The 20,730-nt window shown below is 43.4% G+C and carries 12 protein-coding genes; 3 read left to right on the forward strand and 9 right to left on the reverse strand.

The genetic code is table 11. The features are described from left to right. Positions 1–22: 22 nt before the first annotated feature. Entirely contained in the window at positions 23–1,414 is a 1,392-nt protein-coding gene (locus V6252_RS00655; protein WP_341608888.1) for a peptidylprolyl isomerase, read from the reverse strand. Positions 1,415–1,570: 156 nt separating this feature from the next. Beyond that, positions 1,571–4,654: an LPS-assembly protein LptD gene (locus tag V6252_RS00660; protein ID WP_341608889.1), complete on the reverse strand. Its 3,084-nt coding sequence runs from the start codon at positions 4,652–4,654 to the stop codon at positions 1,571–1,573. A gap of 381 nt (positions 4,655–5,035) precedes the next feature. On the opposite strand from V6252_RS00660, the gene V6252_RS00665 reads away from it, so the two are divergent. Both V6252_RS00665 and murU read left to right on the forward strand, forming a co-directional pair. After that, on the forward strand, positions 5,036–6,139 hold the full coding sequence (locus V6252_RS00665) for an aminoglycoside phosphotransferase family protein (RefSeq protein ID WP_425355831.1): 1,104 nt from the start codon (positions 5,036–5,038) through the stop codon (positions 6,137–6,139). A 46-nt stretch (positions 6,140–6,185) separates the two neighbouring features. Beyond that, positions 6,186–6,923 carry an N-acetylmuramate alpha-1-phosphate uridylyltransferase MurU gene (gene murU / locus V6252_RS00670; protein ID WP_341608891.1) on the forward strand — a complete coding sequence of 246 codons (738 nt, stop codon included), beginning with the start codon at positions 6,186–6,188 and terminating at the stop codon, positions 6,921–6,923. Between the two features lie 177 nt (positions 6,924–7,100). Here the strand turns inward: murU and V6252_RS00675 are convergent, their stop codons facing one another. From V6252_RS00675 to V6252_RS00705, 7 genes are all read right to left on the reverse strand, one after another. Beyond that, positions 7,101–7,217, reverse strand: a complete 117-nt coding sequence (locus tag V6252_RS00675) for a DUF2474 domain-containing protein (RefSeq protein ID WP_101206161.1) — start codon at positions 7,215–7,217, stop codon at positions 7,101–7,103. A 95-nt stretch (positions 7,218–7,312) separates the two neighbouring features. Next, a complete protein-coding gene (gene cydB / locus V6252_RS00680) occupies positions 7,313–8,329 on the reverse strand; it encodes a cytochrome d ubiquinol oxidase subunit II (RefSeq protein WP_114700807.1) in 1,017 nt (338 codons plus the stop codon). Further along, positions 8,329–9,825, reverse strand: coding sequence for a cytochrome ubiquinol oxidase subunit I (locus V6252_RS00685; protein ID WP_341608892.1), 1,497 nt, complete (start codon positions 9,823–9,825; stop codon positions 8,329–8,331). The genes cydB and V6252_RS00685 overlap by 1 nt, the downstream gene beginning before the upstream one ends. A gap of 451 nt (positions 9,826–10,276) precedes the next feature. Next, positions 10,277–12,754 (reverse strand): alpha/beta hydrolase, encoded by a 2,478-nt coding sequence (locus V6252_RS00690; protein WP_341608893.1) that lies wholly within the window; start codon positions 12,752–12,754, stop codon positions 10,277–10,279. 302 nt (positions 12,755–13,056) lie between these two features. After that, complete coding sequence (locus V6252_RS00695) at positions 13,057–14,181, reverse strand: tetratricopeptide repeat protein (RefSeq protein ID WP_238053206.1); 1,125 nt, start codon at positions 14,179–14,181, stop codon at positions 13,057–13,059. A gap of 236 nt (positions 14,182–14,417) precedes the next feature. Further along, positions 14,418–15,062 carry a 2-polyprenyl-3-methyl-6-methoxy-1,4-benzoquinone monooxygenase gene (gene coq7, locus V6252_RS00700; protein WP_057759163.1) on the reverse strand — a complete coding sequence of 215 codons (645 nt, stop codon included), beginning with the start codon at positions 15,060–15,062 and terminating at the stop codon, positions 14,418–14,420. Between the two features lie 245 nt (positions 15,063–15,307). Beyond that, on the reverse strand, positions 15,308–16,639 hold the full coding sequence (locus V6252_RS00705; RefSeq protein WP_238053205.1) for an MFS transporter: 1,332 nt from the start codon (positions 16,637–16,639) through the stop codon (positions 15,308–15,310). 483 nt (positions 16,640–17,122) lie between these two features. Between V6252_RS00705 and V6252_RS00710 the strand changes: the two genes are divergently transcribed. Beyond that, positions 17,123–20,683, forward strand: coding sequence for an autotransporter assembly complex protein TamA (locus V6252_RS00710; protein WP_425355832.1), 3,561 nt, complete (start codon positions 17,123–17,125; stop codon positions 20,681–20,683). Positions 20,684–20,730: the final 47 nt, after the last annotated feature.

The raw sequence follows: 20,730 nt of genomic DNA on the forward strand, positions 1-20,730 counted from the left end.
ACTATTAGCTTATTGCAACATATCAGCCAAGTATCTGAATATAAGCGCCAGCACGTAGCTCTTGTAACCAGTCTTCTTGAGCTTGTGGTGCTAGGCGTTGATACAATGCTTGACGTGCCATATTGCGACGATATTGCTCGCTAATATCTTGATCGCGCTTACCATCAACTTTTAGGATATGCCAACCAAATTGCGTCTTAAATGGTGCAGAGTAGTCGCCGACAGCCGTATTTTTCATTGTGGCTTCAAATGGACCTACCATATCTTCTTCGCTAACCCAATCAAGATCACCGCCACGTCCCGCAGAACCTGGATCGTCTGAATACGTAGAGGCTAAGCTAGCAAAGTCAGCGCCGCCACGAAGCTGCTCGTATAGATCATTAATTTTTTGTTCAGCAAGCGCGTCAGTTTGTAGATCATCAACTTTGACTAGGATATGGCGAGTGTGCCACTGTGGTATCAGCATCGTATTACTGGCTTTTTTATCAGCAAGCTTGATGATATCAATCCCTTCAGGAGTCAATAATGGCTCGCTTACGGTACCGACGTCTAACTTAGTAATTTTGCTAGACAGCTCTGTCGGTAAAGAAGCAGCCTTATGAAAGCCCATATCTCCACCTTGCAATGGAATCGGATAGCTTCCTTGGCTAGCAGCAACGGCTTCAGCGACGTTGACATTTGGCTCAAGCAAACGCGTACGTAATGCTTGCGCGACTTTTAATGCTTCTTCACGTTGAGCGGCTGATAGGCGACTATAGTCATCTATATAAGGCACACGTACGTGAATGGTTTGATATTCGCTTTGATTCAGACGTTTGGCTTCAGGCGAGGCCAAAAATGCATCAATGTCTTGCTCACTGATACGTACTCGGCGAGTAATTTGACGCTGCTGTAGCGCTTGGATAGAAGCCTCTTCGATCAGTTTGGCGCGTAGATTGGCATAACTACCAGGTTGTGCGGCATCTAGACGTTGCTGCAATGCTGCGATGCTATTAAGACCTTCAGCTTGAGCGATTTGACCAAGACGTTGATTGATTTCTGCTTCATCGGCAGACAGTCCCGCGCGTTTGACCATAGATAACTGTAGTTCACGCAAAATAAGCGCGTTTAACACTTCAGACTGTAGTTGTGCTGAATTTGCGATAGGCTCTCCAGCAGCTTTTGCACGTGCTTGAGTCTGCTCGATAGCATCAACCAGTTCGCTTTTTAAGATAGCATTTTCATTGACTAAAGCAATAATACCGTCTGTGCTATTGGCTGGCGTCAAGCGATCAACTGAGCTTTGCGCAGCAGAAGTAGAAGCTTGAGCTGCTGCAGGTTTGACAGTAGCAGCGTTGGCACTTAACGTAAGCGTAAGGCCTGCCATAGATAGCAATACTGCTCTGCTAGTCTGACGTAAAGAAAAAAATCTCATGATGCTCCTCATCAATGTCATTGCATCGGATGGTAGTCGGTCAACTCTATCCAATACTCTTAATAATAAAATATTCGACAGCGTTTCCCATAATAGGGGTTCAAATAGTGTCTTATAAATATTTACGTAAATAACTCTAATCTAGCAAAAAACTGGTTAGTCTTTCCATGCCGTTTGTACAGGTTCAAAGCCCAAAATCTTATCAGCAAGCAATCGTGTCAAACGGCTACTACCGCTGCCAAGACCATTTAATCTAACTTCTGCCATAATAGCTTGTGTTGGCTCGTCTTTTACGTTTAGGTCATTGTAATAGCGGCGACCATAAACAGCAAAGCCGAAACAGCAATCTTCGTAATCAACACCGATGAGTGAATCAAGCATCTTGTTACGATTATAATCGTACTGACCCTGAGCCAATATACGCCAGCTGTTATTGATAGGAAAAACAGCAGAAGCGGTAAACGCAGACAAGGGCAACTGATCAGTATTGTCATCACGCTGACGCTTAACATAACCCACATTAAATAAGCTATTGTCTGACGGCTGATAGCGCAGTTCAGTCGTAATGTAGTTCAAATCATAATTACTGGTTAAGGCACCGCTAACATCAACCCAAAAATTATTGTAAGGCTGAGTGCTGGTATCCCATACCATACCTGAAGAAGACGAGGTAAAAACTGGCTGATCATCATCAAGTGTTACGCGTCCATCATCTAGATAGAACTGTTCTGCAATGCTACCATCAAAACGTGTCACACCCGTTGCATCGATGTAACGATAATTGACGCCAGGCGTAATAGAGTGCAAATCCTGCAAGCGATCATGACCTAAGAACCAACTGTCCGAAAACAGCTGCTCATAGTTAATAGAGGCAATACGCGTATTAAAGTTAGGAATGTCGTTTTGGTTCTTATACGGTGAATACGTATATTTTACGCGTGGGCTAAGTAAACGATAGCCGCCCATCGTATCGTCAAACGCACCAAATGGTGAGCCCGCTTGATAGAAGTGTAGACCTGCATCGATACTGGCTTGCGGAACAAACACAGATTGACTGCCATCTTCTTCACTAAGCTGATTATCTTCCAAGCTATCTTCATCATATGACGTATATAGATGCTGCAAGCTCAGCTTAGGTTTGATATAACCCCAAGAAGTTTCCATTGGGTAGGCGGCGCTCAGTTTATTGTAAATACGTGCGCCACTTTTTTCATTTTCAGAGCCATCATCGATAGACTTTTTGAAGTATGCAGAATCATGAATACCAGTGATATCGAAGCGCTCGGCCCAAGGCAGACGATAATTTAATTTGAGCTGTGGCAAACGTGAGTACGGTTTGTCTTTGTCTTCTAACGCCTCACCGCTATCAGTGAATGCATCCAAAGTCTGAAAGGTTTCTACTTTCAGCTCCCCATCGACATAATCATTGTAATAATTGACGCGGGCACGACGTGGCAAGTTTATGGTGCTGTCTGACAAGCCCAACGTATCAAAATCATTAAGGTAATCGGCATCCGACACATAGTTGTATTCGGCATCAGCACTTAATCGTGGAATGCTTTTCGACGCCCAAGTATGGTCATAAAACAAGCTGGTACGATCTTCGTCGTCATACTCTTTATCATTAGGTAAGTATGAACCGTTTAAAATACCTTCCCCATAATTTTCAGTCAGATAACGGAACTCACCTGATAGCATGGGGTTACGATCAGTATAAATATGCGTGTTAAGAGTGGCATCATAGTTAGGTGCCAAGTTGAAATAATAAGGAATATCAACTTCAAGACCGCTTTCGCTACTGACACTGGCACTTGGTAATAAAAACCCATTACTACGGCGACTGTCTATCGGGAAGTTAAAGTAGGGGAGATAAAATACGGGTATATCAGCCACACGGAAAGTGGTGTTATACGCTTCGCCGCGTCCTGTATCGGTATTTAGATCGATACTTTTCGCTTCAAACTGCCATTTGCGGTTGGTAGGTGGACAGGTACTAAACATAACCTGATCCAGCTCGTATTCACTCTCATTCGGTTTGTTTAAGCGTTTGGCATAGCCGTGCGCTTGTAGTCCAACACTAGCAAACGCCACATCATTGGCCGTTGATTGACCAGTCTCAGTATTGTAATTCAAGCTGTCTGCAACGCCAATTAGGCCGCCTTGAGCCGCTCTATCATTAAAGCTGGCTTGGCGATTATTTGTAGCGGCATTGTTTGTAGAGACGTTGCTTGTACGCTGTCCAGTCGCATTATCTGTAAACATGACTCTACCTTGAGCCGCCGCAACGCCATTGCTCAAGTCAATCATGACTTTTTCTGCTTCGATATGCTGAGTGCCTTGGTCAATTTTTACATTGCCAGATAGCTCGGCATAATTAATATTGTTGTAATAACCGTAATCAGACTCGGTAAATAAAGGGGCTTGATTGTTCGGAACACTAGCCACATTTGGTGCTGGTTGTCCGTTTGCCGTACCAGCTTCGTTTACAGCGCGTTGATAATTGGGGTTACTCTGCGGATATACCCATTGACCTTCACAGCGCTGGGCACTGTCCACGGCATTTGGCAACAGACGTAAATCTCTACCGACCTTTGGAATTGTCTGTGCGGCAGGCATGGCGTTATTATGAGCATTGTTCGCTTCAGTGCTGATAGCCCCATTGTTTAATGTTGAAGCATCGGTATCTGGCGTTAGCTCATAAAACTCTGCTAAGCGCATTAAGCTGGCTTGAATACTCTCATCATTAAGATCTAGTTTGCCATTGTCCGTTGTTACCGCTTTAGGGACAAAGGCACTGCTATCTGGTGTATCAATGCTTGCTTGGTTACTGGTTGCTGTATTTAGATTAGTATCATTAGACACTTCATTGTTAAAAGCTTCAGAGTCAGCAGCCTCATTAATATCTGTGATATCTAGGTCATTGTTTTCAGAGAATCTGCTATTTAACGCAGTATCATTCGATAAAGTAGCGTTATTCGTATTAGCAGAATTAGCATCGTCTGGATAGCTATCATTTAGAATATCTGCTTCTTGATAGCCATCATTACTTTGAGTACGACTAATACTATTGGCGTCAGTCGCCACACTATTAGACGCATAGCTGCCTGTACTATCCGTAGTTAGTGGTTCAGTTTTTTGCGTATTGGCATCACCAATGGCAGCACTGACAGTTAGGCTAGATAAGCCTAAGGCACCAAATAAGATCAAGCGGATGCTTTGGTAAAGCGGAGAATATAACAAGGGCACACCTATGATTGCAGAGCTTATTGGATTGCATGACTGAGTTTAGTAGCGGTATCACCGAACGACATAAAGCAGTGAACGAGCGACTAAAATATGACTAATGTATTCTCAAAAATTCGGATGTTTTACATATAATGACGACTAATCATAGTCAAAAAAAACCAAATCAGCTACACTATTTACCAAAATTTATAATATAGCCATGCTGATTTTTAAGTAGCGATAGCGATTCTATCCGACATTAAGTATCGAATGATATAGCAATACGTCTGCGGCAGCTTGTATAGCACCGACACATATCGCTATTTTAGCAAGTATTTGTCAGACTTATCACTACTTTAATTATTTATGACTTATATTTAACCAGCGATGCCCAATATGACTGACAAAACGACTTTAGAGACTGATATGATCGATGAAAACAACAACCGTCAACAGCAATTAGAACAATGGTTACAGCAAGTATTTTTAGATCAAACCTTTAGTCTAGACAGCTTACCTGGCGACGCTAGTGCCCGCCGATATCATCGTATCGAACTATCAGAGACAGACAATAGCGTCAATAAGCATTATATCGTCATGGACTCCGCTGACGAGCAAGATGCGATGCTGCAGTTTATCAATGTCGCTAAGCTGATGGCACCTGCTGTCAACGTGCCGACTCTGACTGCACAAAATGTAGAAAAAGGATTTTTGGTATTACAAGATTTTGGCACAGTAGAATTTGCCCATTTGCTGGTCGATGCCACCGCAGACCAAATCAATGACTACTATCAGCTAGCAATGCAGACATTGGTCGTGCTACAAACGGTACCAGTAGAAACGGCAAAGTCGCAACACCAATTGCCAGATTATGACACAGCACTATTAGACCGTGAGATGGATTTATTTAGCGAATGGTTTATGCCTTATATTGGTGTCGCGCTAAATGAGCAGATTTGGGGAAATCTAAAAACAGCACTAATGAATGAGATTTTGCGACAGCCACAAGTGGTGGTCCATCGTGATTATCACAGCCGCAACCTCATGCAAGATCAAGCAGACCAATCAAAGTTGGGCGTGATTGATTTTCAAGATGCCGTCATTGGCTCATATGCTTATGACTTAGTGTCGTTAGTCCGCGATGCTTATGTTGAGTGGTCAGAGAGCCAAATATCTGCATGGATTAATGACTTTTGGCAGCTACAAAAACAAAAGTCACTAACCACTGCTGACAGCGCGGTGCAGTTTGAAAACGATGTGAATGTCATAGGCGTACAACGTCACTTAAAGGTATTAGGGATTTTTATTCGTTTGTCTGAACGCGATGGCAAAGACCGTTATTTGGCGGATATTCCTAAAGTCATGCGCGATTTGATTATTGAATTAAACTGGCTTGCCGAACATGGCAACGATGAACTAAAGCAATCAGTTATACCGTTTAATCAATGGCTACAAGAGGCAGTGCTACCTGCTTATAAAGAGAAGTTTGCTTCAGCGTAGATGACGCTCAGCTAAATTAATTTAAATAATAAAGATAGGAGCGCAGATGTCTACCTCTACGATTACACAAGCCATGATTTTGGCAGCTGGCAAGGGCACACGCCTACGTCCATTAACGCTTGAGACACCTAAGCCTTTGGTTGAAGTCGCAGGTCAACCGCTTATTGTATGGCATATTAAAGCACTACAAGCAGCAGGCATTACTGATATCACGGTCAATGCATCATGGTTGGCAGATAAGCTAATGGACAGCTTAGGCGACGGTTCACAGTATGGCGTAAAGCTGCATTGGTCAGTAGAAGACGATGAACCGCTTGAGACCGCAGGCGGCATTTTTCAGGCATTACAATCAGGTAAGCTAAAGGATGAGCCATTTATTCTGGTCAATTCTGATGTCTGGACTACCTATGACTTCTCTCAATTAACAGACTATATATTGGGAGTGGATCAGCGCGCGCATTTATTATTGATTGATAATCCAGAACACAATAATGGCGGTGACTTCGCGATTAATAACGGTCTTGCTAGTGAACAGCCGGTGGGCGATGCAGATAAGTATACCTTCGCGGGTATTAGCGTAATGTCACCCAAATTGGTAGAAGGGTTGGTATCAGGACAGCCTGCTGCATTAGCACCACTACTAAAGCAAGCAATGATAAAGTTTCAGATTACCGCTGAAGTGACGACAGATAATTGGATAGATGTGGGGACACCTGAGCGTCTAACACAGGTTAATGAGTTTATCGAACAGAATGATATCGAGCATGCAGGTAATCCAAGCTGATACATTTAAGATAAATAAAAAGCAGCGTTGATTATTCAACGCTGCTTTTTTTATGCATATAGAGTTATTTTTGCGATACATCTACAGGGTATATAGGCAAGACAAAAATGCAAATGTAGCATCTATCAAGCGATTCATTAACTAACTAGCACTCAATCGTATGAGTAGGTAATGATGCTAAACACCCATGGCCAGTTTAATTAGCTGAGCAATGGTAAATACGACTAAAAACCCTGCTAAATATAGACCCACGAACCATGCCCATTGTGATTGTTTTTTACTGAACTTTTTCATAGAGATCTCCTGATTAGCGTTTGAAGTGTGACTACCATCTATAAACGATGATAGCCATCCTTTTTAGCTGATCCGTTACTTGCCGCGATTAGCGACTAGTACATCGGATTGTGATCAGATTTACCTTTGAAGGTATAGTAAGCAAATGCTGTATAGCTCAAGATAATCGGCAACATGATACATGCGCCAATCAGCATGAATGATAATGAAGTATCGGCAGCAGCAGCCTCATAAATCGTCATTTGATACGGTACGATATAAGGGAATAGGGCGAAACAAACCCCGATATAACCCATTAAAAATAAGGCAACCGTTAGTAAAAATGGACGATACTCACGCTCAGTTTTTAAGTCTTTACGCATGATAAAGAATAAGAGCATGACAATGATAGGCATAGGAGCAAGGTATAACAAATCTGGGAAACTAAACCATCCCTCTAACGCATCGATGTCTGAGAAGTACATAAATGCTGTGACCACAACCATCGCTACTAGTAACGCAGTAAGCATCCATTTAGAAACTTGGCGCGCCCATACTTGTAATGTATGCTCTGTTTTTATGATAAGCCACGTTGAACCAAGTAAGGCATAGCCGATAATCATGGCAAATCCGCACACAATCGAGAAGGGTGTGAGCCAATCAAATGGGCCACCAGTATATAGACGATTACTGGCTTCTAACCCCTGCACTAACGCCCCAAGCATTATGCCTTGAGAGAAAGTGGCAACAACTGAGCCGACAAAGAAAAAGGTATCCCATACATGTCGGCGCGAAGAGGATTTGAAGCGAAACTCAAACGCCACACCGCGCATGATAAGACCGAACAACATGGCAGTTACTGGCAAATATAGACCTGTCATGATGATGCCATAAGCAACAGGAAATGCTGCGAATAAACCACCACCACCTAGCACTAGCCACGTCTCGTTACCATCCCAAAATGGGGCGATAGAGTTCATCATGCGGCTACGGTTTTTATCTGATCCTGCAAATGGGAACAAGATACCGCAGCCCAAATCAAAGCCATCAAGCAGTACATAGACAAAGACAGACAAAGCAATCAAACCGCCCCAAATGAGAGGTAAATCTAATACATCACCGAAGTTAAACATTAGCGTAATCCTCCATCATCGACATCGTTTGCAGGCTCATCTAAGCCTTCTTCAGTACCTTTGGCAGGATTACTATCACCACTTAACGCGCGGCCTTGACTCTCAGTTACTGAGTGCTCGTAGAAGTTATCTTCTGCAGGATCTGTATAAGGTTTCGGCCCTTGAGCAATCAAGCGCAAGATATAAAAACTGCCTGCACCAAAGACAAATATGTACAGTACGATAAAGCCAATCAATGTGGTCGCTACTTGCTGTGCTGCAAGAGGAGACATACTTTCAGCAGTACGAATCACGCCATAAACCGTCCAAGGCTGACGTCCTGTCTCGGTTACGAACCAACCTGATAATAAGGCGATAAAACCAAGCGGAGTCATCATCATCCAAGCACGGTGGAACCACACACTGTCAGTATTGAACTGCTGTTTTTTGAAGTATTTGTATAGACTGAATAGGCCGACCAGTACCATAAGCATGCCAATAGCAACCATGATACGAAACGCCCAAAACACAATAATGACGGGTGGCTGATCTTCGGGAGCCCAGTTTTTGAGCCCTTTAACTTCACCATCTAACGAGTGGGTTAGGATTAAACCAGTCACATAAGGAATTTTTACTTCGTACTTATTAGTCTGATTTTCTTGGTCAGGAATCGCAAATAGACGTAGTGCGGCACCGCGCTCATCCTCCCAGAGTCCTTCCATCGCAGCCACTTTAGCAGGTTGATGCTCAAGGGTATTTAGACCATGCTCATCACCAATCAATACCTGCGCAGGCGCAACAAAGATGGCCATAATCATCGCCATACCTAGCATCACACGACCATGCGCGCGGTGCTCGACATGCTTTTTGGATTGAATATAATATGCGCCGATACCACCGATGACAAAAGCAGTCGTTAGAAAGGCTGCGGTCATCATATGAGCGTAGCGGTAAGGGAATGAAGGGTTGAAGATAATTTCAAGCCAGTCAGTAGGATAGAGCAGGCCATCTGCGCCCATCATAAAACCTTGAGGCGTCTGCATAAAGCTGTTGGCAGCCAATATCCAAAAACCTGAAATCAAGGTACCAATAGCAACGATGGCGGTTGAAGCAAAATGCATGCGTTTGCTCACGCGGCCCCACCCAAATAGCATAATCCCTAAGAAGGACGCTTCTAAGAAGAACGCTGTCAATACTTCATAGGCAAGTAATGGGCCTAAAACGTTACCGGCTTTATCAGAGAATACAGCCCAGTTAGTACCGAACTGGTAGGACATCACCACGCCTGATACCACACCTAAACCAAAGACGACAGCAAATATTTTGACCCAATGCTTGTAGACTTCAGCATAGATAGGTTCACCAGTTCTTAACCAGCGGAACTCAAGCACCGCAAGCCAGCTGGCAAGACCGATAGAAAAGGCAGGAAAGACGATATGGAACGAGATAACAAAAGCGAATTGGATACGCGCAAGCATCAGCGCATCGAGCTGGTCAATCATAAATGTAGCGAACATAAACGGTTACTCTCATCTGTTAGCTGAATAGCGCTGACTTCCATACAACGCTCAAGTAACTGTCCGTAACTATCCATTGCTCAAAGTGGCAAGCATTACGGGCAATAGCTCAGTGACGTGGACTTAGCTCCATTAGACATAAACTGTGGCTAAGTTTGCGACTCACTGTTTAGCTGAATTGAATAATTTATGTCCTTATAAATTTACATATTACTGTCATGTGCTATAGATATATTATGCGCTCACCTAGATATACACGCAAGCAACCCAGTCTGTCTGTTGCAGACCTAAGAGTCATCAAAATAACATAATTCAAACATTGAAAAATAAAATTAATATTATTAAAAACAAAGCAGTATGTGTGAACATACTGCTTATCCGAAATCTATAACTGATGTTTAAAGGTTACGATTTGCACATCAAAAACCTCGTGAAATAACAAAAATCTACATCATTCTTGTAGCTGCTTATGCAAAATCCTTCGCAACGTCAAAATGGTCTGCGGATTGGTCTGAATACTATGACCACCGTTGATAATCGTTTCAGATGCGGCACCATCGAGATGGGCGCTATTATAAGGCACGATACCATCTGACAAACGCTCGGTCAGTGCCTGACTGATATCATCATTGACCGTTACAGCGGCAACAAGCGGCTCGGGTGGTAACTGTGATGTCTCAGTATTGTCACTCACATCAACACTCGCTGTTTTATTTCCGGAGTTGTCTTCTACCGCTTGAGACAAATCAATCTTGGCACCATTTGGTTGCGTTTGCGCCAATCCTTTAGTGATATCGGCATCGTTATTGGCAATGATTGAATGGTAAGTGATACGCTCATTCATAGTGATGTCTTTGGTTAACTCTATAAAAGAAGACTTATCACTTAACTGGCTGGCACCGTTCTGCAAATATAACGCGCCCAGTGGGTTTTGTGCCAAGTCGCCTTGTGTGGCAATGGTCGCTAAGTTATCAGTGAATGTTTTGACCAGACCTACGGGTAAGTAAACGATGCGGCGTAGCGCACGGGTAAACCAACGATCTGCATAATCGGTACCACGGAAAGGTGCAGATAGGAAAACAGCGGTGTCTACTTGTGGCAATGCTTGTAGCTCAAATCGTTCCTTTAACTCATCTTCGCCAAAAGACGTTTTGAGCGCGTTACGGATTTGCTGTTTCTCATTGCTAGAGAGGATATCTTTGTCATTGAGCTTATCCAAATCATCGACTAAATTTTCATCAGATAGCATCATACGAGCGATAATGGCACCCATACTATGACTGATAATCACACTATTTCGACTGGCACGATTTTGTCCATTGGGATCAGTCTGCTGATACGTGCTGTTGATTAGCTGCTGAATCTGATAACGATTTTCTAAAATAGGCAGATTGGTTGGATAGAATATTTGCCAAACTTGGTAATTATCACGCAGCTTGTCATCATTAAGAATATCATTGGTCAGATTGACCCAAGTGGCCGGACTAGAGGCCAAACCGTGCAACATAATCAACACGCGTTTATCAGGATCATAAGGCTCGAGCATAAAGAGTTTAGGCAGCTGAGCATCTGGTTGGCGCGTAATCAAGTTTAAATAACCTACGCCATCTAACTGGTTCTCTGATAGCCATAAGCCATATCCCGCCGAAAAGTTAGCTGCCAGTGGGTAGTCATCATTGAGAATATTAACGGATTCGGTTTGGTACGGGTTATATAAATGAATATCAAGCTTACGACTGCTCAGCGCATCTAATACGCTATCGCCATCTGGCTTAATCAATCCAGTTAGTAAAAGATGTCCCGTGGGATAAATACGAGAGCTTGGCTCGCTGTCGTCGGTGTTTTTATCTTCATTTGTTAGACGACCAGATAAGGAGGCGACTAGCAATTGACGGATCGTGGTGGTATAGCGATCATCCAACGAAGCAACCAAACTGATGCCTAAGCCGGGGCGTTTGCTCACAGAATTGAGACCGGAGAGTCGCAGCTCATAAGTGGATGATAAGTCTGCCAAAGCGGAAGTTTGTTTATGGGCGTTTTGCAGATAGTTGTTTTCGTTGGGCAAATAAATATCAAGATTGTAGTCATCTACGGTAACTTTCATGACTTTGACTTGGTCTGTTGCTTTGCCCTTTAGTGGAGGTCGATTGGCAATTGCTGCTTCATCGGTGTTGTCACGCTTGGTAGAGGTTATTGGCAAATACTCTACTGTCGTATCACCCATCAATTTATTGGCATTTTCAGTCGATTGGTAGATTTGAGTAATAACGTCATTGCTAGCAGCGTTATAAATATCTTGGGTTTGGATATCATTGTCATTCGGAATACGGTTTTGCGCACGATGGCTATTGCTATTTTGCTCTGCACCTTCAAAGTCATGGGTTAAACTGTCATAAAACAGATAGGTGTAGCTGTATTTGACGGCATCAAATAACCTTGCTTGATAATCGGTTAAACACAGGTCAGTCTCTTCTTGCTGTGTTTTTGAATCCTCATTACTTAAAGGCGCATTGGCGTAATACGGATCAAGTGGCGGGCGTGCCAGCGCATTACGACAGTTTTTTGAATCAGATAGTTGACGCGCTTTTGCATAGTGCAGTTCTGCAAAAATAGCTAAGGCAGGCCGATAGTGCCTGTTAAGCATACTGTCAGAGAGCTGAGTCAGGCATAAGTCAAATTGCTGCATACAGGCTTGCTCATTCAGTCCTGCTGATAATAAAGCAGATGCTGTATCGCTGCTTAGCGCATTGTCAGTGACGATATTACCACGCTGCGCTGAGATGGTCTTGGCCGAGGCTTGTCTATCTACCGTCACCGTACTACACGCTGGTAGCAATACTGCTGCCGCCAAAAGCATAAGTGACGTAATGGGCAGGGTTTTTTTATTAGTATGCACTACTGTCTGTTTGCCAAAGCCAGCGAAAGTCATAAGTCAGTCCAATAAACGGTAGTTATGAGAGTATCAATAATGAAAGTAGCAATTGATAATGAGTGTAGCGCAACTTTTGGCGTTAGACTATTCATTTGCAGTTCTATAAAGGCGTGTTTTAAACCGAATGGGTTTCTGATAATCGAAAAAAAGCGCTTTTGTCTTATAGATATAAAACAAAAGCGCTTGGTATTTAAAGCTTAGATTATTTATTAGATATTTGACCTAGTGAAAGTCTTATTAAACAAATATCTTTTGAATCAAACCCTCAGTAGCAGCTAATCTCAACAAGTACAGCATTTCTACGCACCTGGTTTTACACTGATGTCAGGGGCAGGGATATCCCAAATGTAGAACTTACCTTCTTCAACGAGTTTGATTTGTTGAGGAATAACAGTATTGTTAGGGTATTGCCCTTCAAGACGACGTAGGCGTTCTAACGCATTAGCACGGCGGTCACTAAGTAGATCTGACTGTGCCAAGCTTTGTTCTGCTTCGGTATAGCCTAAAGCAACAGCTCGATCTAGATACTTTTGACCTTCTTTGAAACCGCCACCTTCTGATAGCATCATGCCGTATAGGAAGTTAGCCTCACCACTATCAGGTTGCAGCTTGATAGCGCGATCGACATATTGACCACCACGTACTGTGTAGTCTGAACCTAAGTCTAGGTTACGACCCATACCGTTTAGCTTAGCGGCACGAAGCAATACATCAAAAGACGCGTCTGGCGACTTGGCATATGGCTCGATCCAATCAGCCAATACTTTGATTTTTTCACGCGTGTAATGGCGCTGTGAACGGTTAGGGAAGTTTGGTGGATAGTGACGCGCGTTAGGGGATACGTCAGCGATGAAGTCATCTAATAAACTGACATCAAGCTTATCAGTACCTAGCCCTTTTTGTTGTGGAATCAGTACGGTTTTCACAAAGCTCATGTCTGAGAGCTGTACCTGCGGTGTAGGAATATTCGGAAGTTGTCCGCTACGCAAGTCGATACCGGTAGCTGTCATTGGACCAGGCTCATAGACACGAGTAGTGCCGTTCATGACAGGTGCAGCAGCAGGCGACATCATTTGCGGTGTTTGAGGCTGAGCAGTACTGACAGATGCATTGTTTTGCAGAGTGCCGCTTAGTTGCATGTTAGTTGTTTGTGCATTAGTCGGCTGACTGTTGCTCGCAGGTGTTGCTGGCAAGCTTGTTTGAGCGGCATTGGCTTGAGCAGGACTGATAGCTGCATTAGGACGAGCAAGACGAATCACACGTTTGCTTGAGTCCATCGCACTAGGTACAGCCGTTGCAGTGGCATCAGTTTCTGCAGCGTTCACAGGTGCAGATAACAGCATGGCACAGGTTGCAGCCATGACGGTCAACGTTGCAAACTTCGGTGACTTAATAGAGTGGCTACTAGAGAGAATCGCTTTCATAAAAATCGTTACCTTGTGTAATTTATTTGGTTGTTATTCATTGATTGGACGGTAATATAAATAGCGCATTGCTGCAAAATCGTACAAATTTTTAATACCGTAGCAAATTAAGCTTCACGCTATCTGTGGTAGGATTGTTAATCGCTAGAATTAAGCAAACCTACGTAAATCTGTGCAGACGTTGATGAGTAAGAAAATCGACAACAGCAGCTAACCACAGTACCTGTAACCATAAGCTATAAGTGATAAGCGGTATCTTTCATACGATTTGCCATCCATCGCATGGTCCGACGTACTGCTGGAGATAGGGCCGCGCCGCCACTTGCAAGTGCAAGCTCACGATGATGCAGTTCTTCTTTATCCATTTGTGCCAGTATTTCTTTTGAGCGCTGATCATGCTCAGGTAACTGCTTGATATGATCTTGTAGATGCTCGCTGACCTGCGCTTCTGTCTCCGCTACAAACCCTAGACTAAACTCATTTGAGATCGCGCCTGCGACTGCACCGAGTCCAAAAGACATACCGTACCAAAGCGGTGTAAATACGCTGGCATGGCTACCAAGTTCGCTTAGACGAGTCTCGCACCAGACCAAATGATCGACTTCTTCTTCGGCCGATTGTTGCATGGCTTGTTTGACACCACTATCTTTCGCGGCAAACGCTTGGCCATGGTATAGACCTTGCGCACATACTTCACCTGTATGATTGATACGCATAAGACCTGAAACGTGCCGCGCTTCTGTGATGGTCAGCTCAGGAATCTCATCGCTACTGACGGGCAACGGACGCGTGCTTGGATTAGAATGTGGCACGACAGCTCGTAATGCCTTATCGACCCCAAGTAACAACTGGTCAATTTTAGATAAAGGACGCAGGGTCATAACTCACTCCTGATGGTGTTAAAAACTGTCAATAAAATAAAGTGTGTTACCGTTTAAACGTAACGGATAATGCGTATTACTATAACAAACAATCTAAATTATCGGCCCGAATATTACTGTCTGGATAGCTCATAAATAACCTATAGATAGTTCGTAGGTTGCTATAGAAATAAAAGCAACGAAGTCATCAGCCCAACATTAGACTATATCTATGGAGCCAAACTTATTTAAGGCGCTAACCATATTTACGGTGTTATACCATCGTTGGTTTGGATAACGGCATGCTTAATATGTTTATTGAGTTTGATGTATAAAAATGCACCAAACACTATATTCAATAGCCCTGTCACCAAAAATAGCTGCGGTAGCGTAAACCCTAAAACATTTAAGATAACAATCGCAAAAATCGCTGATGTGACCATAAATATCGCATTAAAAATATTATTCGCGCCAACAATACGTGCTCGATGACTCTTAGGTGCGTAGGCTTGCATAGAAGCATATAGCGGTACGATATACAAACCACCGCTGAACCCTAATAAGAATAAATCCGCGAATACCCGCCAGCTACCACTTATATTAAACAAATCACCGATGCCAAGTAATGTGTCATTATTCACATTTATATCTAAACCTGAAAGTGAAAAATACAAATCAATAGCAAAGATACTTAATCCAGCAATACCGAAAGGTAACAGACGCAAGCTGACTTTGTTTTTGGTCAAGGTTTTGCACAGCACCGAACCGATTGACACACCAACAGAAAACAATGTGAGTAAGAAAATAACGACTGACTCATCACCAAGCAAAATCACCTTGCTGAACTCTGGCACTTGGGTCAAAAACGTCGCCCCATAAAACCAAAACCAGCTGTTGCCAAGAATGATAAAGAATAAAAAAGGCAAAGAGTATAAGTAACGGACAGTGGCCAAGCTAGTCGTAATAATATTCCAGTTAATCTTCAGGTCAGGCTGCATCGCTGGCATATTAGGGATATAGCGTGCGGCTAAATATCCCAAAACAGCAACAACCAATACCGTGGCACTAATCCAATACAGGGATTGTGATAGCTGAGTCAAAATACCAGCGACAATCATACCGACTAAAATAGCTAGCGAAGTACCCATCTGAAAAAGGCCGTTGGCGCCGACCAGTTCATCTTCTTTCATCGCTTGTGGCAGATAAGCGTATTTAATCGGTCCAAAGAAAGTCGAATGTGTACCCATCAAAAACAACGCGACAAATAGCAGTGCATACCATTCAAAGACAAAACCCACCGCGGCAACTGCCATAATGACTAGCTCAAGGAGTTTAATAAACTGCGTAAGCTTTGACTTTTCATACTTATCGGCAATCTGTCCTGCCAAAGCAGAAAACAAAAAGTAGGGCAGGATGAATAACATGGCGGCCAAGTTATTAAGGATGCTGACCTCTACGCCCAATTTACTGGCGGCAGTATAAGTCAGCACCAGTATGAGCGCCTGCTTAAAAATATTGTCATTGAATGCGCCCAAAAACTGGGTGAAAAACATAGCGCTAAAACGACGACGCTTGAATAACTGAAACTGGTTGGACATGGACATTCCTACAGATAAATCGCGACTGATAGAGAAAATAGCGGCGCTGAACGACAATTTTTTTATGATAATAATCGTAAATTTTATTAAAAACTATATCAAGATATAGCATAGGTTTTATCAATATTAAGCCGTATAATAGCAAGGCTTCGGTGAAAATACATGCAGTCAATGCTATGATTCGATATTTAACTAAGTTATGATTTATAAATTTTATGTGATTGCGTTTTAGGGTATAAATAGTAGTGAAAACAAAGGCTACTGCCCATCAATGCTATCTATAAGCTAGTAGCCTTCTCTAAGCTAGCAGGCCTATAAGGCAGTAGACATAGAGTGCTAAAGCCGACACTATAGATAACCAGTCATAAAATTAAAGTAGTAAACCATTAATTGCAGATAACTGCTATAAGTTTATTCACCGGTCAGACTTGACGATCGTTATCGTTGATAAGATTGTGCCGCGTGAGCTGATAGGACGTAAAGATGATAAAGCAGCCTTCAACTCGAGCATGCAAGGGTCTAATGATGCAGCGTGACATAGCCATAATCCAAAACGATAGTAATAATTTGAGTACATATCCAGCAGCACCGCGTAAAAATTTCAGACGCTCTGCACTGTGCACTGCGCTTGCGACAAGTTTGTTCGGTATGGCACCTGCGGCAATGGCAGATACCATTAATAATGCAAACAATACGGCTATCACCAACTCATCTGCTGCTGAGCAAACTGACGGTAATCAAACGCTTAGTAACCAGACTAACAATAGTCAAAGTGCGAATGATCAAGCATCTATCAAGCAATCAGCTACATTGTCAGATGACGATACTCAGCTAGATATGGCTCTAGATGCGCTACGTCTAAAAAAAGCAGTAGAACAAGGCATCATTGATCAGTCAGTATTGGACGACTATAGCGAACAGAGCTTGGGCATTAAGAAACCTAACTCGACAAAGTCAGGCTCTAAAAACTCGACGACGCAAAATGCCAATGCTCAAAACGCAACTTCTCAAAACAACAACACTCAAAATCTAGAAACTTTCACTGATAGTCCAAGCAATTCATATAATCCCAATAATGCTCAATCAATCGCTTCTAATGATGACCTGTTGCAACAAGCAACCGAGATCCAGCAGCAGGGTTATCAAATGATGACCCCTGAGCAGATCGATCGTGAGCTAGCTGCAATGGATGCGCAGAACGCTCAAGACATCGATAGTATCAATATTAGCAATAATGACAGTGACTTTGATGCGCCAATCGCTACGTTAGATGACACAACATCGCCAATTGGTCTAGATACAGAGCTAGATGCAACAAACTTGCCAGCGCCTAGCAACCTCGAGACGTTGGGTAGAAGTGAAGCAATGCAAGAGCAGGCGAGCACAGCTGAAGGGATGTCACGTCCGATTGAGGTAAGTGGTGCTTTGAGCAATGAAGATGTCGCTAGGAATGAAGCTTTTGTTAAGAATGAAAGTGGCCTGACGACTGATGATAGTAGTGATGAGCTGATAGCTGGTACGAATGTGCCTGCCAATGTAGAAGATACGACGACAGATATTATCAATCCTAATGACTATCTACCAGATTATCAGAATGATACTCAGGCCGTTGATCAAAGCATCGAACAAGCCAATAGACCACGGCCACGCGCGCGTAATAGAGGTAATATCGTGACGCGTCTGTACAATCGCTTTTTTAACGACGGTGGCGTGGTTGCTTTGCCAAATGTAGAAACCGCTATTTATCTAGAGCAAGTATCTGCTGAAGACTCTCCTAATGGTAAGGCTCAGCTAGTTGAAGCTGATAATGACATTCAGCCAATGAAAAACATCAAAGCGGCACTGGATGATACTTCAGTTCAGTCGGTTATTGACTTTACTGCGGCATTGCCACGTTTGCGCGAAACAGCACAGAATGCTGCTAAAGCCGTTGGTTACTATGAGGTTGAGATGCGTTTGACCCAACCTGATCGCGATACAGTTAATGTTGTGATTGAAGAGCTAGGCGAGCCGGTACTGGTAGATAGCCGTATTATTGAGATTCGCGGTGAGGGCAGTGAGCAAGAAGAGTTTGCATCGCTTGAGGCAGACTTGCCACCGCAAGAAGGTGATATTTTTAATCATCGTGTCTATAAGAGCAGTAAAGCGGCTTTAGAGGCCTTGAGCAATACCTACGGCTACTTTGACCAGTATTGGCTGAACAAATCCGTTGATATCATTTTGCCGGACAATAAAGCAGATGTCTCGTTGGTTTATAACACGGGTGATCGTTACGAGTTTGACGATGTGGTGTTTTTTACCTACGACAAAGAAACCAATACGCTGACCCAAGATCCTGACAAGCTACCAGTAGAGCTTTCATTATTACAACAGCTCTATGGCTTTACGCCGGGTGAGCCGTTTTATCGTCCAGCAGTTACGAAGTTTAGTAATGACTTATCGGCAACTCGTTACTTTAATACGGTCAACGTCGAGTCGATACTACCACCAACTGATAGTAGTGAAGCTGGTACCTTGGCGTTTGACAATGCTGCTACCGAGGGTAACGACACATTAGATGACGATATTAACAATGTAGACAATGATGGCGTCGCAGGTCTGAGTAGCAATGATGGCGCAGCTGCCTCAAATGTAACTGCTAGCAAAGAAGATACGGTCAATGATAATAGCGATATAGGTGCAGAGAGCGATAATGCTCTGAGTGCTAACAGCGGCGAGACAGTCAATGAAGCGGATATCGCTGCTATTGATTTTGAAGCTGATGAAGCCACCCTTGATAAGCTGCAAGCTATCAGACAAAAAGCAGAACGACTAAGCCGCTTGCCGAATGATCGCGTGCTTGATGAAAAAGATCAGGAAGCTGATAACCTATTGGGTAAAATCAGTGACTCAATCAGTAATGTCGCACAAAAGATATTCCCTGACGAAAAAAGTCTGATCGCTGACGAGAACTTTGTACCGCCAACGCTAGCAGGACGTAAAACGCCACAAGACGTTGCAGAAAGCAAAAAAGTACCTTTATATGTGTTTGTATACGCGGATAAACCACGTGATGCTCAAGTCGGTCTGGGTTATGGAACAGATACTGGCGTTCGCGCTACCGCAAAAATAGACTACAACTTGCTCAATCGCCAAGGCTATCAAGCAGGTGCAGAAACGGAAGTATCGAGAATCAGCAAAAATGTGGCTGTGTATGCCAGTCGACCATGGAAACATCCGCTCAATGATAAGTTAGATGGGCGTCTTACTTATGAAGAGGAAGTGATTGACCAAGGCGAAGGCAACTTTGATCTGTCGACCACAACGCTGAAGGCAGCTTTGGCACGTAATATCCGTAGTGATACTGGCTGGAACCGTAGCTACTCTGTGCGTTACCGCTTGGATGAGCTTGAGACGGGGGTTGATGGTGCAGCGCTAGATGATCTGCCTATCCGCTTTACCTCTTCAAGTCCGAAACAGCGTGCGCTATTGTTTGGCTATGGTATGAATAAAACAGATACTGATAACGCTACCAACCCAACTCAAGGTATGCGCCAGTACTATTCAATCGAGGCTGGCACTGATAGCGCATTCAGTGATACCGATATGGCGATTATTCGTGCAGGTGTTAGTGGTATCTATAGCTTTGGCGAAGACAAAAAACATCAAGTATTAGGTAGTGCTAATGCAGGTTATATCTGGGCGGATGATTTTTATGACGTACCTTATAAGTTGCGTTTCTTTGCAGGTGGCGATCAGAGTATCCGCGGTTATGACTATGAGAGCTTGTCACCATTAGACAAAGGCTATCTAACGGGCGGGCAGGTGCTAGCGGTCGGTAGTGCTGAGTATAACTATGAATTTAAACCAGGTTTCCGTGGCGCATTCTTCACTGATGTCGGTAATGCCTATGACAAAGATTTTGATACTGAGACAAAAGTCGGCGTTGGTGTCGGTATACGCTGGGCATCGCCTGTAGGAATGGTGCGTGTCGATGTGGCTGCTGGCGTGACCGAGGAAAGCATTCCAGTACGACTACACTTCTTTATTGGTTCACCGTTATAATCGCTTAATGTAGTAGTTCCAAATGTTTAGTAGCTCCAAATGTTCTA

This window comes from Psychrobacter proteolyticus (genome assembly GCF_038155145.1).
GTDB classification, from domain to species: Bacteria; Pseudomonadota; Gammaproteobacteria; order Pseudomonadales; family Moraxellaceae; genus Psychrobacter; species Psychrobacter proteolyticus_B.

Excerpts from the sequence above, each read along its gene's own strand:
- V6252_RS00655 (WP_341608888.1), bottom strand. The coding sequence starts at position 1,414 with ATGAGATTTTTTTCTTTACGTCAGACTAGCAGAGCAGTATTGCTATCT.
- V6252_RS00665 (WP_425355831.1), top strand. The coding sequence starts at position 5,036 with ATGACTGACAAAACGACTTTAGAGACTGATATGATCGATGAAAACAAC.
- murU (WP_341608891.1), top strand. The coding sequence starts at position 6,186 with ATGTCTACCTCTACGATTACACAAGCCATGATTTTGGCAGCTGGCAAG.
- V6252_RS00675 (WP_101206161.1), bottom strand. The coding sequence starts at position 7,217 with ATGAAAAAGTTCAGTAAAAAACAATCACAATGGGCATGGTTCGTGGGT.
- cydB (WP_114700807.1), bottom strand. The coding sequence starts at position 8,329 with ATGTTTAACTTCGGTGATGTATTAGATTTACCTCTCATTTGGGGCGGT.
- V6252_RS00685 (WP_341608892.1), bottom strand. The coding sequence starts at position 9,825 with ATGTTCGCTACATTTATGATTGACCAGCTCGATGCGCTGATGCTTGCG.
- V6252_RS00690 (WP_341608893.1), bottom strand. The coding sequence starts at position 12,754 with ATGACTTTCGCTGGCTTTGGCAAACAGACAGTAGTGCATACTAATAAA.
- V6252_RS00695 (WP_238053206.1), bottom strand. The coding sequence starts at position 14,181 with ATGAAAGCGATTCTCTCTAGTAGCCACTCTATTAAGTCACCGAAGTTT.
- coq7 (WP_057759163.1), bottom strand. The coding sequence starts at position 15,062 with ATGACCCTGCGTCCTTTATCTAAAATTGACCAGTTGTTACTTGGGGTC.
- V6252_RS00705 (WP_238053205.1), bottom strand. The coding sequence starts at position 16,639 with ATGTCCAACCAGTTTCAGTTATTCAAGCGTCGTCGTTTTAGCGCTATG.
- V6252_RS00710 (WP_425355832.1), top strand. The coding sequence starts at position 17,123 with ATGATAAAGCAGCCTTCAACTCGAGCATGCAAGGGTCTAATGATGCAG.